Raw genomic sequence first — 14,701 nt, 5'->3', positions numbered from 1 at the left:
CCATTCAAATGTGGGAGCTGGCTTGCCTGCGATGGGGCCTGCCCAGTCGCTACAAGCCTTCCAGCGTTTCCAGCAACACCCGCACCTTGGTCATCGATTCCTGGTACTCCGCTTGCCATTCCGAGTCCGCGACGATCCCGCCGCCGCCCCAGCAGCACACCTGCCCATCCTTGACCAGCAAGCTGCGAATCGCGATGGAGCTGTCCATCTCGCCGCGCACGTCCAGGTACAGCAGTGACCCGCAGTACAACCCACGCCGCGTCGGCTCCAGCTCGTCGATGATCTGCATTGCACGGATCTTCGGAGCGCCGGTGATGGAGCCGCCGGGGAAGCTGCCGGCAATCAGGTCCAGGGCGTCTTTATCGTCGGCCAGTTCGCCGGTCACGCTACTGACCAGGTGATGCACATTCGGATAGCTTTCCAGGCTGAACAACTCCGGTACTTTCACCGAGCCGGTACGGCAGGTGCGGCCCAGGTCGTTGCGCAGCAGGTCGACGATCATCAGGTTCTCGGCACGATCCTTGGGGCTGGCCAGCAGTTCGGCGGCGTTGGCGGCGTCTTCCGCAGGCGTCGCCCCCCGTGGCCGGGTGCCCTTGATCGGGCGGGTTTCCACCTGGCGCTGGCTGATTTTGACGAAGCGCTCCGGCGACAAACTCAGCACTGCGCCATCGTCCGGCAGGCTCTGGAACCCGGAAAACGGAGTAGGGCAGGCTTCGCGCAGGGCGCAGTAGGCCACCCACGGGTCGCCGCTGCACGGGGCGCGGAAGCGTTGGGCAAAGTTGACCTGGTAGCAGTCGCCGGCCTGGATGTAGTCCTGGATGCGGGCGAGGGCTTGCTGGTAGGTTTGGGCGGTCACGTCCGGGGCCATGGGGCCTTGCAGCTTGAACGTTGCCTGCGGGCTGATGGCGGGCTGGCTGAACAGGCTGATCAAGCGTTGCCGCTCGCTTTCCGCCAGTTTGGGGTGGAACACCAGTTGGCTGGTCTGCGCCTGGTGATCGCTGATCAAGGCCCAGGCGTACAGGCCAAAGCGCGCATCCGGCAGGTGCAGGTCGTCCACGGCCAGGTGTGGCAGTTGCTCAAGATGACGACCGAAGTCGTAGCTCAGGTAGCCAATGAGGCCGCCGGCAAACGGCAGTTCGTAGGGCGCGGGAATGTCGGCTTCACCCAGCAACGTCAGGTTTTCCCGCAAGCGTTGCAGGAAATCGCTGCCGCTTTCGTCGGGCAGCACCGCCAGGGTCGTTTCGGGCCAGGCGCTCAGCAGGTCATAACGGCCGCGCTCGGCTGCCGGTCGGCCACTGTCCAGCAGCACCGCGCCGGGCGCATGGCGGATCGCTGCAAAGTATTCGGCAGGGTTGGCCCGGTAGGGCAGCGGATGTACGGAGCAGGTCACTGGGTTTATCCCTCGACCGCCGGAATATGCCCAAACATCTCCTGCACGAACTTCACCCGTTCTTCGGGCGTTTCCGTCACGCCTGCGGCCTTCAGCTCTTCCAGTCGGGCTTCCACCGCATGGGTACGCAAGGTCAGACCGCAGTCGTTGGCGATCTGGATATTCAGCCCCGGGCGAGCGTTCAGCTCGAGGATCAGCGGGCCTTTTTCCTGGTCCAGCACCATGTCCACGCCGATATAGCCCAGGCCACACAGTTCATAGCAACCGGCGGCGAGCTTCATGAAACCGTCCCAGTTGGGCAGTTGCACGCCGTCCACCGCGTTGGTGGTGTCGGGGTGTTTGGTGATGATGTTGTTCAGCCAGGTGCCCCGCAGGGTCAGGCCGGTAGCCAGGTCTACACCCACGCCAATCGCGCCCTGGTGCAGGTTGGCCTTGCCGCCGGACTGGCGGGTGGGCAGGCGCAGCATGGCCATCACCGGGTAGCCCATCAGCACAATGATGCGGATGTCCGGCACGCCTTCGTAGCTGATGCTCTTGAAGATCTGGTCGGGCACCACGCGGTATTCGATCAGCGCCCGGTCGCGATGGCCGCCAAGGGAATACAGGCCGGTGAGGATGCTGGAAATCTGATGCTCGATCTCTTCGTGGCTGATGATCTTGCCGGAGACCGTGCGATAGCGCCCTTCAAACCGGTCGGCAATCACCAGGATGCCGTCACCGCCGGCGCCCTGGGCCGGCTTGATCACGAAGTCGCTGCGCCCGCCGATGATCTCGTCGAGCTTGTCGATTTCCTTCTCGGTGGAAATGACCCCGTACATTTCCGGCACGTGGATGCCGGCTGCCATGGCCCGTTCCTTGGTGATGATCTTGTCATCCACGATCGGGTACAGGCTGCGCTTGTTGTACTTGAGCACATAGTCGGCGTTACGCCGGTTGATGCCCATGATCCCCCGCGCTTCCAGGGCCTTCCAGGTCTTCCAGAAGCCGAACATTACGAGTCAGCCTTGAGGAACGCCTTGAAGCGCACCAGTTCGGTCAGGCGGTAGCCGCGATAACGACCCATGGCCAGCATGAAACCCACCAGGATCAGCAGGATCGCCGGGAAGGTGAACACGAAGTAGATCAGCTCCGGCACGCTCATGATGATGTGGGCCAGGGAGGCCGCGAACAGCGTGCCGATCGCGACTTTCATCGCATGGCCGCCACCGCGCTCTTCCCAGGTGATCGACAGGCGTTCGATGGTCATGGTCAGGATCACCATCGGGAACAGTGCCACCGACAGCCCACGTTCCAGGCCCAGCTTGTGGCTGAACAGGCTGATGGCCGCGATCAGCACCACCACGAACGTCAGCACCACCGAGAGCCTCGGCAGCATCTGCAGCTTCAAGTGTTCCAGGTAAGACCGCAGCGACAGCCCCAGCGCCGTAATAATGGTGAACAGCACAATCCCGAAGCCCAGCTGTGTCTCGCGGAACGCCAGGGCAATCAGCACCGGGGTAAACGTGCCGAGGGTCTGCAGGCCGATCAGGTTGCGCAGGATCAGGATCACCAGCACGCCAATCGGGATCATCACCATGATCATGAAGGTCTGCTGGGTTTGCAGCGGCAGGCCGTACAGCGAGTATTCGAGGAAGTTGGCGTCGGTGTTTTCGTCCGTCAGCTTGGCCAGGCGGATCGCGTTCATTTCACTGTTGTTGAGGCTGAAGGTCACCATGGCTTTCTTGCCACCGTCGACGGTGATCAGGTTTTCATCGCCGGTCCACCACAGCAGGCGGTCGGCCGGCAGGCCTTGTTCGCCGGTGTCTGGGTTGAAGTACAGCCAGTCATTGCCGTTGAAGCTGCGCAGCCAGAGCTCCGGGGTTTGCGGCTGGTCGGCCACCAGGCGGATGGTGTGGACCTTTTCCACCGGCACGTGGGCGATGGACAGCAGCAGCTCGACGATCTTGGCCTTGTGCGGCGTCGACGGGTCGCCCGCCAGCAGCAGCTTCACGTTGTCGTCGTTGAGGTTGTTGGTGCGCTTGATGGCTTCGCTGATAAAGGTCTCGACGTCGGCCGAGTGCTGGCGGATTGGCGCCAGCAGGGCTTCGGCGGCGATTTTTTCCGGGCCTTCGACGGCAATGCTGTCGCGGAAGGTGGGGCCCTTGACCTTGACCTTTTCACCGCTGTAGCGCTTGGTCAGCACCAGGCGGTAGTAGAGGGTCTGGTTGCCCTTGGCCCGGCGGGCCGACCAGGTGACCTTGCGGTTGCCATCGAGGCGGTTGACGCTCACGCCGTAGTTATTCGAGATAAAGCTTTCGTTCAGGCTGACGAAGTCGCGGCTTAACGGCGGCACGAACATCTGGATTTTCACCGGGTCCTTGGCGCTGGCGACGAACTCGACCTTGGCGTCGATGTTCCACAGGTCGTCGGTGGCGTCCTCGGTGACGGGAATCCCCAGCACGAAAATCTGGTAGGCGGTGACCGAAATGCCCAGGACCACCAACACGGCGATCAGGATTTTCAGGTGCAGATTAAGAGAGCGCATTCAAATTACTCAGCGGTATGAGCGTCGGTGGCGCAGGCAGGTTTGCCCGCCGCGTATTTAAGACTGGGGTCGACCAGCGCATCAAAGCGTTTCAGCGCTTCGGAGCCGATCAGCAGCGGGTATTGGAAAGCGCTGCGGTCAGTCAAGTTCACTTCGATGCTGCGTAAAGCGGTGCCCATGCAGATGTCCAGGGCAATCACTGGACGGGCGGTGTAGTTCTTGTCTTCATCGGGGTCGTAGTCGCCGGCGCGGCGCTTGATCTTGCTCACGCGGGCCAGGGGACGCTCGATGGGGTGGGAATGAGCGGTGTCGATGGCGAGATAAAAGCGCACCCAGGATTCGCCGTTGCGCTTGAAACGCTTGATGTCGCGGGCGCTCAGGGAGGCGGTCTTGGCACCGGTGTCGAGTTTGGCGGCCACTTCCAGGTCAATGCCGGCCAACTTGGCGTATTCATTGAGGCCATACACGGTCTTCTCGGCTGCAACGCCAAGGTCCGGTATGAACAGTAGAAGCAAAAAGGGGAAGGGCTTGAGTCTCATAAATCCTGACGCGGGGCAGGCGACTGGCATCGCTGCGCAATCTCTGGTGCGCCTTTCATCCATGGATGGCAGGCAAAAGTGGCCGGCATTCTAACATGAAGGTTTTCTTGTGCCAGCGCTGGCAGCCGGCCATGCCCTGATAGAGTGCAAGGCAGGTTATTAGACGATTGTCGACAATGTGTATTTATTCTTTGACTATTCGGGGCTGATTGGCTAGTTTTTGCGGCATTGCTTTTAAAGGTGTCGACAATATGCTGGATCAACTGGAAACCCCAGTGATGGCCCAAGACGATTCCCAGACCATGTCCGAGAACGTCTTCCGGCGTATCCAGGCCGCCATCGTCAAGGGCGAGATCGCCCCGGGCAGCAAGATCTCCGAGCCGGAACTGGCGCGCACCTACGGCATCAGCCGTGGCCCGCTGCGCGAGGCGATCCACCGCCTGGAAGGCCAGCGCCTGCTGGTGCGCATCCCCCATGTAGGCGCGAGAGTGGTGTCATTGAGCCATGAAGAGCTGATCGAGCTCTACGAAATCCGCGAATCCCTCGAAGGCATGGCCTGCCGCCTGGCGGCCGAGCGCATGACCGACGCCGAGATTGAAGAATTGCGCCAGGTGCTGCACACCCACGAGCGCGATGCAGCCTTCCAGGCCGGTGTCGGCTACTACCAGCAGGAAGGCGACTTCGATTTTCATTACCGGATAATTCAAGGCGCCGGTAACCGCACCCTGACCCAAATGCTGTGCGGCGAGCTGTATCAGTTGGTGCGCATGTACCGCATCCAGTTCTCCGCCACCCCCAATCGTCCACGCCAGGCCTTTGCCGAGCATCACCGCATTCTTGACGCGATTGCCGATCGCGACGGTGAACTGGCCGAGTTGTTGATGCGCCGGCATATCGGCGCTTCCAAACGCAACATTGCCCGTCACTTCCCGGACGGCGCTCCCCAATCACGAGGTGAGTCATGAGTTCCAATAACAACATCACTCCAGGCCAGCGTTTCCGTGACGCGGTTGCCAGCGAGCAGCCCTTGCAAGTGGTCGGCGCGATCAACGCCAACCACGCGCTGCTGGCCAAGCGTGCCGGGTTCAAGGCGATCTACCTGTCGGGTGGCGGGGTGGCTGCCGGCTCCCTCGGCGTGCCGGACCTCGGCATCACCGGCCTGGATGACGTGCTGACCGACGTGCGCCGCATCACCGACGTGTGCGACCTGCCGCTGCTGGTGGACGTGGACACCGGTTTCGGTTCCTCGGCGTTCAACGTGGCGCGCACCGTCAAGTCGATGATCAAGTTCGGCGCGGCGGCGATCCATATCGAAGACCAGGTGGGCGCCAAGCGTTGCGGCCATCGTCCGAATAAAGAGATCGTGTCCCAGCAGGAAATGGTCGACCGCATCAAGGCCGCCGTGGATGCGCGCACCGATGACAGCTTCGTGATCATGGCCCGTACCGATGCGCTCGCCGTCGAAGGCCTGGAATCCGCCCTGGAACGCGCCGCCGCCTGCATCGAGGCCGGTGCCGACATGGTGTTCCCGGAAGCCATCACGGAGCTTGAGATGTACAAGCTGTTCGCCTCCCGCGTGAAAGCGCCGATCCTGGCCAACATCACCGAGTTCGGTGCAACGCCGCTCTACACCGTCGATCAGTTGAAATCTGCGGATGTTTCCATTGTCCTGTACCCGCTCTCGGCCTTCCGCGCCATGAACAAGGCCGCCGAGAACGTCTACACCGCGATTCGTCGCGACGGCACCCAGCAGAACGTGATCGACACCATGCAAACCCGCATGGAGCTTTACGATCGCATCGACTACCACACCTTCGAGCAGAAGCTCGACGCGCTGTTCGCCGCCAAAAAATAAAGGCTGTTCGCTCACTGTAGGAGCCGGCTTGCCGGCGATGGCGTCTTCAAGGATTGCGCCGATGTCGAGGGACTCATCGCCGGCAAGCCGGCTCCTACAGTAGAGGGTGTGTTGTGAACACGCCTCCCTGAATAACTACAAGATTGGAGATAACCATGGCCGAAGCAAAAGTACTGAGTGGAGCTGGCCTGCGTGGCCAGGTTGCCGGGCAGACCGCACTGTCCACCGTGGGCCAGGCCGGTGCCGGCTTGACCTATCGCGGCTACGACGTGCGCGAACTCGCCGCCGACGCGCAGTTTGAAGAAGTCGCCTACCTGCTGCTATACGGCGAACTGCCGACCCAGGCCGAACTGGCCGCCTACACCGCCAAGCTCGGCAAGCTGCGCGACCTGCCCCAGGCGCTGAAAGAAGTGCTGGAACGCATCCCCGCCGACGCCCACCCGATGGACGTGATGCGCACCGGTTGCTCGTTCCTGGGCAATATCGAGCCGGAGAAAGACTTCTCCGTGCAGCGCGACGTGACCGACCGCCTGCTGGCCGCGTTCCCGGCGATCATGTGCTACTGGTACCGCTTCAGCCACGACGGCCAGCGCATCAATTGCGTGACCGACGAGCCGAGCATCGGCGGCCACTTCCTGCACCTGCTGCACGACAAGAAGCCCAGCGACTTGCACGTCAAAGTGATGAACGTGTCGCTGATCCTCTACGCCGAGCACGAGTTCAACGCCTCGACCTTCACCGCCCGCGTGTGTGCGTCGACCCTGTCGGACCTGTATTCCTGCGTCACCGCCGCCATCGGCTCCCTGCGCGGCCCGCTGCACGGTGGCGCCAACGAAGCGGCGATGGAAATGATCGAGCGTTTCTCGTCCGCCCAGGAAGCGGTGGAAGGCACCCTCGGCATGCTGGCGCGCAAGGACAAGATCATGGGCTTTGGCCACGCGATCTACAAAGACAGCGACCCGCGTAATGAGGTGATCAAGGGCTGGTCGAAAAAACTTGCCGACGAAGTGGGCGACACGGTGTTGTTCCCAGTTTCCGAAGCCATCGACAAGACCATGTGGGAGCAGAAGAAACTGTTCCCCAACGCCGACTTCTACCATGCCTCGGCGTACCACTTCATGGGCATCCCGACCAAGCTGTTCACCCCGATTTTCGTCTGCTCACGCCTCACCGGCTGGGCGGCTCACGTGTTCGAACAGCGTGCCAACAACCGCATTATCCGTCCGAGCGCCGAGTACATCGGCGTTGAGCAGCGCAAGTTCGTGCCAATCGAACGTCGCTGAGTGGTGGGAATCTGAGGCGCCGGTTTTAAGGATCGGAACCGGTTCAATGTGGGAGCTGGCTTGCCTGCGATAGCATCACCTCGGTGTAACTGACACATCGAGGTGCCCGCATCGCGGGCAAGCCCGGCTCCCACAGGGACCGTGTTCATCCAGGCCCATGCCACAGGTTTTTGCTGTACACCTTACCGTGACCGAGTCCCAGCCTATGAACACTGAACACCGCAAACCGCTGCCCGGCAGCCGCCTCGATTTCTACGACGCCCGTGCGGCCGTCGATGCAATCACCCCCGGCGCCTACGCCACGCTGCCGTACACCTCCCGCGTACTCGCCGAGAACCTGGTGCGTCGCTGCGACCCGGCGACCCTCAACGCGTCCCTGAGCCAACTGATCGAGCGCAAGCGCGACCTCGACTTCCCGTGGTTCCCGGCCCGCGTTGTCTGCCACGACATCCTCGGCCAGACCGCCCTGGTGGACCTCGCCGGCCTGCGCGATGCCATCGCCCTGCAAGGCGGTGACCCGGCCCAGGTCAACCCGGTGGTGCCCACCCAATTGATCGTCGACCATTCCCTGGCCGTCGAAGCCGGTGGTTCTGACCCGGAGGCGTTCGAGAAAAACCGCGCCATCGAAGACCGCCGCAACGAAGACCGTTTCCACTTTATCGAGTGGACCAAAAAGGCCTTCAAGAACGTCGATGTGATCCCGCCGGGCAACGGCATCATGCACCAGATCAACCTGGAGAAAATGTCTCCGGTGATCCAGGTGCGTGACGGCGTGGCCTTCCCGGATACCTGCGTCGGCACCGACAGCCACACGCCGCACGTGGACGCATTGGGCGTGATCGCCATCGGCGTTGGCGGCCTCGAAGCGGAGAGCGTGATGCTTGGCCGCGCCTCGTGGATGCGCCTGCCGGAAAGCGTCGGCGTGGAGCTGACGGGCAAGCTGCAACCGGGCATCACCGCCACCGACATGGTGCTGGCGCTGACCGAGTTCCTGCGCAAGCAAAAGGTCGTGGGCGCATGGCTGGAGTTCTTCGGTGAAGGCGCGTCCGCGCTGACCCTGGGCGACCGCGCCACCATCTCCAACATGGCCCCGGAATACGGTGCCACCGCGGCGATGTTCTACATCGATCAGCAGACCATCGCCTACCTGAAACTCACCGGCCGTGAAGACGAACAAGTCGCCCTGGTGGAGCAATACGCTCGCCACACCGGCCTGTGGGCAGACGACCTCAAGGGCGCGCAATACGAGCGTGGCCTGAGCTTCGATTTGTCCTCGGTGGTGCGCAACATGGCCGGCCCGAGCAACCCCCACGCCCGCGTCGCCACCAGCGACCTGGCGGCCAAGGGCATCTCTGGCCAGTGGGATGACGTGCCGGGGCAAATGCCCGACGGCGCGGTGATCATCGCTGCCATCACCAGTTGCACCAACACCAGCAACCCGCGCAACGTGATTGCCGCCGGCCTGCTGGCGCGCAACGCCAACAAGCTCGGGCTGGCCCGCAAGCCGTGGGTCAAGTCGTCCCTGGCGCCGGGTTCGAAAACCGTGGCGATGTACCTCGACGAAGCCGGGCTGACCACTGAGCTGGAGCAGTTGGGTTTCGGCGTGGTGGCGTTCGCCTGCACCACCTGCAACGGCATGTCTGGCGCGCTCGATCCGGTGATCCAGCAAGAGATCATCGACCGCGACCTGTACGCCACCGCCGTGCTCTCGGGCAACCGTAACTTCGACGGCCGCATCCACCCGTACGCCAAGCAAGCGTTCCTCGCTTCGCCGCCGCTGGTGGTGGCCTATGCGATTGCCGGCACCATCCGTTTCGACATCGAAAAAGACGTGCTGGGCCTGGACGCCGACGGCCAGGAAATCCGCCTGAAGGACATCTGGCCGAGCGACGAAGAAATCGACGCAGTGGTCAAGGCCTCGGTCAAGCCGGAGCAGTTCCGCCAGGTCTACATCCCGATGTTCGCGATCCATGAAGACACCGGCCCCAAAGTCACGCCGCTGTACGACTGGCGCCCGCAGAGCACCTACATCCGCCGCCCGCCGTATTGGGAAGGCGCCCTGGCCGGCGCACGTCCGCTCAAGGGCATGCGCCCGCTGGCGGTGCTGCCGGACAACATCACCACCGATCACCTGTCGCCGTCCAACGCGATCATGCTCGACAGCGCCGCCGGTGAATACCTGGCGAAAATGGGCCTGCCGGAAGTCGACTTCAACTCCTATGCGACTCACAGGGGCGACCATTTGACCGCGCAGCGCGCCACCTTCGCCAACCCGAAACTGTTCAATGAAATGGTGGTTGAAGACGGCAAGGTCAAGCAGGGTTCCCTGGCGCGCCTGGAGCCGGAAGGCAAGGTCACGCGCATGTGGGAAGCCATCGAAACCTACATGGAACGCAAGCAGCCGCTGATCATCATCGCCGGTGCCGACTATGGCCAGGGTTCGTCCCGGGACTGGGCGGCCAAGGGCGTGCGCCTGGCGGGTGTGGAAGCGATTGCTGCCGAAGGCTTCGAGCGTATCCACCGCACCAACCTGGTGGGCATGGGCGTGTTGCCCCTGGAGTTCCTGCCGGGCACCGACCGCAAGACGTTGAAGATCGACGGCACCGAAACCTACGACGTGATCGGCGAGCGCACCCCGCGTGCGCAACTGACCTTGTTGATCAACCGCAGGAATGGCGAGCGTGTCGAGGTGCCGGTGACCTGCCGCCTGGACACGGCTGAAGAAGTGTCGATCTACGAGGCGGGCGGCGTGTTGCAACGCTTTGCCCAGGACTTCCTGGAATCGGCTGTTACTGCCTGACAACTGTGGCCGGGGTTCGCGCCCCGGCCCATGAGGACCACCATGGCACACGTACCGCAGATCAAGATTCCCGCCACCTACATGCGTGGCGGCACCAGTAAAGGCGTGTTTTTCAGCCTCAAGGATTTGCCCGAATCGGCCCAGGTTCCCGGCGCTACGCGGGATGCCTTGTTGTTGCGGGTGATCGGCAGCCCCGACCCGTACGACAAGCAAATCGACGGCATGGGCGGCGCCACCTCCAGCACCAGCAAAACCGTGATCCTCGCCAAGAGCACCCGCGCCGACCACGACGTGGACTACCTGTTTGGCCAGGTATCCATCGACAAGCCGTTCGTGGACTGGAGCGGCAACTGCGGCAACCTGTCGGCGGCGGTGGGGTCGTTCGCCATCAGCGCCGGGCTGGTAGACGCGGCGCGGGTTCCGCAAAACGGCGTGGCCGTGGTGCGGGTCTGGCAGGCAAATATAGGCAAGACCATCATCGCCCACGTGCCGATCACCGACGGCGCGGTGCAGGAAACCGGCGACTTCGAACTGGACGGAGTGACCTTCCCGGCCGCCGAAGTGCAGTTGGAATTCATGGACCCGGCGGCAGAAGAAGAGGGCGGCGGTGGCTCGATGTTCCCTACCGGCAACCTGGTGGATGACCTGGAAGTGCCGGGTGTCGGCACGTTCAAGGCGACGCTGATCAATGCCGGGATTCCCACCATCTTCATCAACGCTGAAGACCTGGGTTACACCGGTACCGAGTTGCAGGGCGCGATCAATGGCGACCCGAAAGCCCTGGCGATGTTTGAAACCATCCGCGCCCATGGCGCACTGCGCATGGGCTTGATCAAACACCTGGACGAAGCGGCCCAGCGCCAGCACACGCCGAAGGTGGCGTTTGTGGCAAAGCCTGCGGATTACGTGGCGTCCAGCGGCAAGGCGATCAAGGCAGGCGATGTGGACCTGCTGGTGCGGGCGCTGTCCATGGGCAAGCTGCACCACGCGATGATGGGCACGGCGGCGGTGGCGATTGGCACGGCGGCGGCGATTTCCGGCACGCTGGTTAACCTCGCAGCGGGCGGTGTGGAGCGCAATGCAGTGCGCTTCGGACATCCGTCCGGCACGTTGCGCGTGGGCGCCGAGGCCAGCCAGGTCGACGGTGAGTGGGTCGTGAAAAAAGCCATCATGAGCCGCAGTGCGCGAGTGTTGATGGAAGGTTTTGTGCGCGTGCCCGGCGACTCTTTCTAACGATCACAGGCAGGCGCCAAGACCTGCCTTTTATAAAACTTCAACCCTGACCCTGAGGATGGAACAACCCCTAACTTTTGGAGTACTGCCATGAGCGCCAACGTCGACCAGAACAACCGCCCAGACTACGACCAGGTCCTGCAGGACATCGCCGACTATGTCCTGGACTTCAGGATCGAATCCCGCGACGCCCTGGACACCGCCCGCAACTGCCTGATGGATACCCTCGGTTGCGGCCTGCTGGCCCTGCGTTTTCCGGAGTGCACCAAGCACCTGGGGCCGATCGTCGAGGGCACGGTGGTGCCGTTCGGCGCACGGGTGCCGGGCACCTCGTTCCGCCTGGACCCGGTCAAGGCCGCGTGGGACATCGGCTGCATCGTGCGCTGGCTCGACTACAACGACACCTGGCTCGCCGCGGAATGGGGCCATCCCTCGGATAACCTCGGCGGTATCCTCGCAGTCGCCGACCATCTCTCGCAAAAGCGCGTGGCCAATGGCGATGCGCCGCTGACCGTGCGGGCGGTGCTGGACGCGATGATCATGGCTCACGAAATCCAGGGCGTGATTGCCCTGGAAAACTCCTTCAACCGCGTCGGCCTCGACCATGTGCTGCTGGTGAAAGTCGCCTCCACCGCCGTCACCGCCAAACTGATGGGCGCCAACCGTGAGCAACTGCTGTCGGCCCTGTCCCAGGCGTTTGTCGATGGCCAGGCGCTGCGTACTTATCGCCATGCGCCGAACGCCGGTTCGCGCAAGTCGTGGGCGGCGGGGGATGCGTCGAGTCGCGGAGTGCGCCTGGCCGATATCGCCATGCGTGGCGAGATGGGTATTCCCGGCGTATTGAGCGCGCCGCAGTGGGGCTTTTATGACGTGCTGTTCAGCCACACCAACAAGGACCTGGCACTCAAGCCTGAAGACAAGCGCGCCTTCAGCCTGTCCCAGCCCTACGGCACGTATGTGATGGAAAACGTGCTGTTCAAGATCAGTTTTCCGGCCGAGTTCCATGCGCAAACCGCCTGCGAAGCAGCAGTGACCCTGCACCCGCAGGTGAAGCACCGTCTGCATGAGATCGACCGGATTGTGATAACCACCCACGAGTCGGCAATCCGGATCATTTCCAAAGTCGGGCAGTTGGCCAATGCGGCGGACCGTGATCATTGCCTTCAGTACATGACGGCTGTGCCGCTGGCGTTTGGCAACCTGGTGGCCGAGCAATACGAAGATGAGTTCCATGCGGCCCATCCGATCATTGATGAGCTGCGGGAGAAGATGGTCATCGTCGAAGAGCCGCGCTACAGCCGCGAATACCTGGAGGCCGACAAACGCTCCATTGCCAACGCGGTGCAGGTGTTCTTCAAGGATGGTTCCAGCACCGAACAGGTGGCCGTGGAATACCCGATTGGCCACCGCCGCCGCCGGGTGGATGGCATTCCGTTGCTGGAGGACAAGTTCAAGGCCAACCTGGCGACCCGGTTTACCGCACAGCGCAGTGCCGAGATTTTTGCGCTGTGCAAGGATCAGGAAAAGCTTGAGGCCACCCCGGTAAACCGCTTTATTGAGCTGTTCGTGATCTGAAAAACACCACGGCACTCACTATGTAAACCACAATCAATGTGGGAGCTGGCTTGCCTGCGATGCAGGCACCTCGGTCTTCCAGATACACCGAGGTGATGCCATCGCAGGCAAGCCAGCTCCCACATTTGTTCTGTTTTGTTCAATGGAAAGTGGTCGGCATCATGTCGCTACATGCTGCCTTCCACATCATCCAGGCTGAACGTCTCGGTATGGTCGTCATAGGAGAAAATCTCCGCATACCGCCCCCACGCCACCACGCTTTCCAGGGTCTTCTCGACGAACGCCTCCGTCAGCGAATCTTCCAGTTCCTGCTCGAAGCGCACCCGCGGCGCCCGATGGCCGCTGCGCTCCAGCAACACCTGGTGAATGCGTGCGGCCAACGGCACGTGGCGGATCAGATGTTCGGCGAACAGGGTTTTACGCTCTTGGGTGCCGTAGTCGGCGAACAGTTTGCCGGCGTCGGTGAGGGTGATGTCGGCGCCCTTGAGTTCGGCGAAGCCCAGATGCTCAAGCATCTCCGCTACCGGGAACAGATCGTCGACTTCCAGCAAGCGCCGCTCGGCCACGGTCGGCAGGCCGGCGTGGCCGTTGTAGGGCTCGGCGGCCAGGGTTTCGATCAGGCCGGCCATCAGGTTGGTGGAGACTTCGGGCAGCAGGCTGCCCATTTTCAGCTCAGGCAAACCTCTGCTCGCGTCAGCGCTGCGGCGGTCGGTCATCAGGGCGTAGATGTCATCGACCATCTGCCTGAAGGTCGGGTCCAGCCGGTTGCGCGGGTGTGCAAACGGCACCTTGATCTCGGCCACCACCCGGCCAGGGTTGGACGACAGCACCAGGATGCGGTCGCACATCAGCACGGCTTCTTCGATGTTGTGGGTCACGATCAGGATCGATTTGATCGGCAGCTGCTTGCCGCTCCACAGGTCCAGCAGGTCGGTGCGCAGGGTTTCAGCGGTGAGCACGTCCAGCGCCGAGAACGGCTCGTCCATCAGCAGCAAGGTCGGGTTGACCACCAAACCGCGGGCAAAACCCACACGCTGGCGCATGCCGCCGGACAGTTCCCGTGGGTAGGCGTTTTCAAAACCGTCCAGGCCGATCAGGTCGATGGCCGCCAGTGCGCGCCTGCGGGTTTCCTTGCGCTCGACCTGCAAGGCCTGCAGGCCGGCCTCTACGTTTTCCAGCACGGTCAGCCACGGGAACAGCGCAAAGGTCTGGAACACCATGGCCACGCCCTCGGCCGGGCCGGTCAGTGGTTTGCCGTTGTACAGGACTTCACCCGACGAGGGCTGGATCAGCCCGGCAATGATCCGCAGCAAGGTCGACTTGCCTGAGCCAGAGCGGCCGAGCATGCCGACAATCTCGCCTTCGTGCAGGCTCAAATCCACGCCGCTGAGGACTTGCAGCTCGTCTTTACCTTTGCCGAACACCCGGTTCACGTTTTTCAACGAATAGATTTCCGGGGTGTCGGCGGCATGCTCGGTATAGGTAGTCATCTCAGCGAATCC

Annotated in this window: 11 protein-coding genes; 6 read left to right on the top strand and 5 right to left on the bottom strand. The window is 62.5% G+C overall.

Annotated elements, in window-relative coordinates; translation table 11 throughout:
- Positions 1-49 precede the first annotated feature (49 nt).
- The 4 genes from pabB to rloA are packed head-to-tail and all read right to left on the bottom strand — an operon-like array spanning position 50 to position 4,453.
- The gene (gene pabB / locus V3W39_RS04370) at positions 50-1,390 is read right to left on the bottom strand and encodes an aminodeoxychorismate synthase component I (protein ID WP_177122046.1); all 1,341 of its coding nucleotides are present in this window, start codon (positions 1,388-1,390) and stop codon (positions 50-52) included.
- A gap of 5 nt (positions 1,391-1,395) precedes the next feature.
- Complete coding sequence (locus tag V3W39_RS04365; RefSeq protein WP_003214969.1) at positions 1,396-2,382, bottom strand: alpha-L-glutamate ligase-like protein; 987 nt, start codon at positions 2,380-2,382, stop codon at positions 1,396-1,398.
- Positions 2,382-3,914, bottom strand: coding sequence for an osmotic stress tolerance membrane protein RloB (gene rloB, locus V3W39_RS04360; RefSeq protein ID WP_003214971.1), 1,533 nt, complete (start codon positions 3,912-3,914; stop codon positions 2,382-2,384). The genes V3W39_RS04365 and rloB overlap by 1 nt, the downstream gene beginning before the upstream one ends.
- Positions 3,915-3,919: 5 nt before the next feature.
- A complete protein-coding gene (rloA, locus tag V3W39_RS04355) occupies positions 3,920-4,453 on the bottom strand; it encodes a retropepsin-like aspartic peptidase RloA (RefSeq protein WP_330212246.1) in 534 nt (177 codons plus the stop codon).
- Between the two features lie 251 nt (positions 4,454-4,704).
- Between rloA and V3W39_RS04350 the strand changes: the two genes are divergently transcribed.
- The 6 genes from V3W39_RS04350 (at position 4,705) to prpD (ending at position 13,199) form a co-directional block, all read left to right on the top strand.
- Positions 4,705-5,418: a GntR family transcriptional regulator gene (locus V3W39_RS04350; protein ID WP_008432676.1), complete on the top strand. Its 714-nt coding sequence runs from the start codon at positions 4,705-4,707 to the stop codon at positions 5,416-5,418.
- A complete protein-coding gene (gene prpB / locus V3W39_RS04345; RefSeq protein WP_177044768.1) occupies positions 5,415-6,308 on the top strand; it encodes a methylisocitrate lyase in 894 nt (297 codons plus the stop codon). Before V3W39_RS04350 ends, prpB begins: the two co-directional genes overlap by 4 nt.
- A gap of 155 nt (positions 6,309-6,463) precedes the next feature.
- Complete coding sequence (prpC, locus tag V3W39_RS04340; protein ID WP_010176436.1) at positions 6,464-7,591, top strand: bifunctional 2-methylcitrate synthase/citrate synthase; 1,128 nt, start codon at positions 6,464-6,466, stop codon at positions 7,589-7,591.
- Between the two features lie 205 nt (positions 7,592-7,796).
- Positions 7,797-10,391: a Fe/S-dependent 2-methylisocitrate dehydratase AcnD gene (gene acnD / locus V3W39_RS04335; protein WP_330212245.1), complete on the top strand. Its 2,595-nt coding sequence runs from the start codon at positions 7,797-7,799 to the stop codon at positions 10,389-10,391.
- A gap of 42 nt (positions 10,392-10,433) precedes the next feature.
- Entirely contained in the window at positions 10,434-11,624 is a 1,191-nt protein-coding gene (prpF, locus tag V3W39_RS04330) for a 2-methylaconitate cis-trans isomerase PrpF (RefSeq protein ID WP_177122047.1), read from the top strand.
- Between the two features lie 90 nt (positions 11,625-11,714).
- Complete coding sequence (gene prpD / locus V3W39_RS04325) at positions 11,715-13,199, top strand: 2-methylcitrate dehydratase (RefSeq protein ID WP_177044762.1); 1,485 nt, start codon at positions 11,715-11,717, stop codon at positions 13,197-13,199.
- Between the two features lie 167 nt (positions 13,200-13,366).
- On the opposite strand, the gene V3W39_RS04320 is transcribed toward prpD, so the two are convergent.
- Complete coding sequence (locus tag V3W39_RS04320; protein WP_177044760.1) at positions 13,367-14,689, bottom strand: ABC transporter ATP-binding protein; 1,323 nt, start codon at positions 14,687-14,689, stop codon at positions 13,367-13,369.
- Between the last annotated feature and the right edge of the window lie 12 nt (positions 14,690-14,701).

The sequence above is a fragment of the Pseudomonas sp. Z18(2022) genome (assembly GCF_036346535.1).
GTDB lineage: Bacteria > Pseudomonadota > Gammaproteobacteria > Pseudomonadales > Pseudomonadaceae > Aquipseudomonas > Aquipseudomonas yamanorum_A.
The sequence above is the reverse complement of the archived record's forward strand: the minus strand, read 5'-3'. Positions and strand labels throughout refer to the sequence as shown.

Coding starts and splice junctions, on each gene's coding strand:
- prpC (WP_010176436.1), top strand. CDS start 6,464: ATGGCCGAAGCAAAAGTACTGAGTGGAGCTGGCCTGCGTGGCCAGGTT.
- rloA (WP_330212246.1), bottom strand. CDS start 4,453: ATGAGACTCAAGCCCTTCCCCTTTTTGCTTCTACTGTTCATACCGGAC.
- prpD (WP_177044762.1), top strand. CDS start 11,715: ATGAGCGCCAACGTCGACCAGAACAACCGCCCAGACTACGACCAGGTC.
- V3W39_RS04350 (WP_008432676.1), top strand. CDS start 4,705: ATGCTGGATCAACTGGAAACCCCAGTGATGGCCCAAGACGATTCCCAG.
- V3W39_RS04365 (WP_003214969.1), bottom strand. CDS start 2,382: ATGTTCGGCTTCTGGAAGACCTGGAAGGCCCTGGAAGCGCGGGGGATC.
- prpF (WP_177122047.1), top strand. CDS start 10,434: ATGGCACACGTACCGCAGATCAAGATTCCCGCCACCTACATGCGTGGC.
- V3W39_RS04320 (WP_177044760.1), bottom strand. CDS start 14,689: ATGACTACCTATACCGAGCATGCCGCCGACACCCCGGAAATCTATTCG.
- rloB (WP_003214971.1), bottom strand. CDS start 3,914: ATGCGCTCTCTTAATCTGCACCTGAAAATCCTGATCGCCGTGTTGGTG.
- prpB (WP_177044768.1), top strand. CDS start 5,415: ATGAGTTCCAATAACAACATCACTCCAGGCCAGCGTTTCCGTGACGCG.
- acnD (WP_330212245.1), top strand. CDS start 7,797: ATGAACACTGAACACCGCAAACCGCTGCCCGGCAGCCGCCTCGATTTC.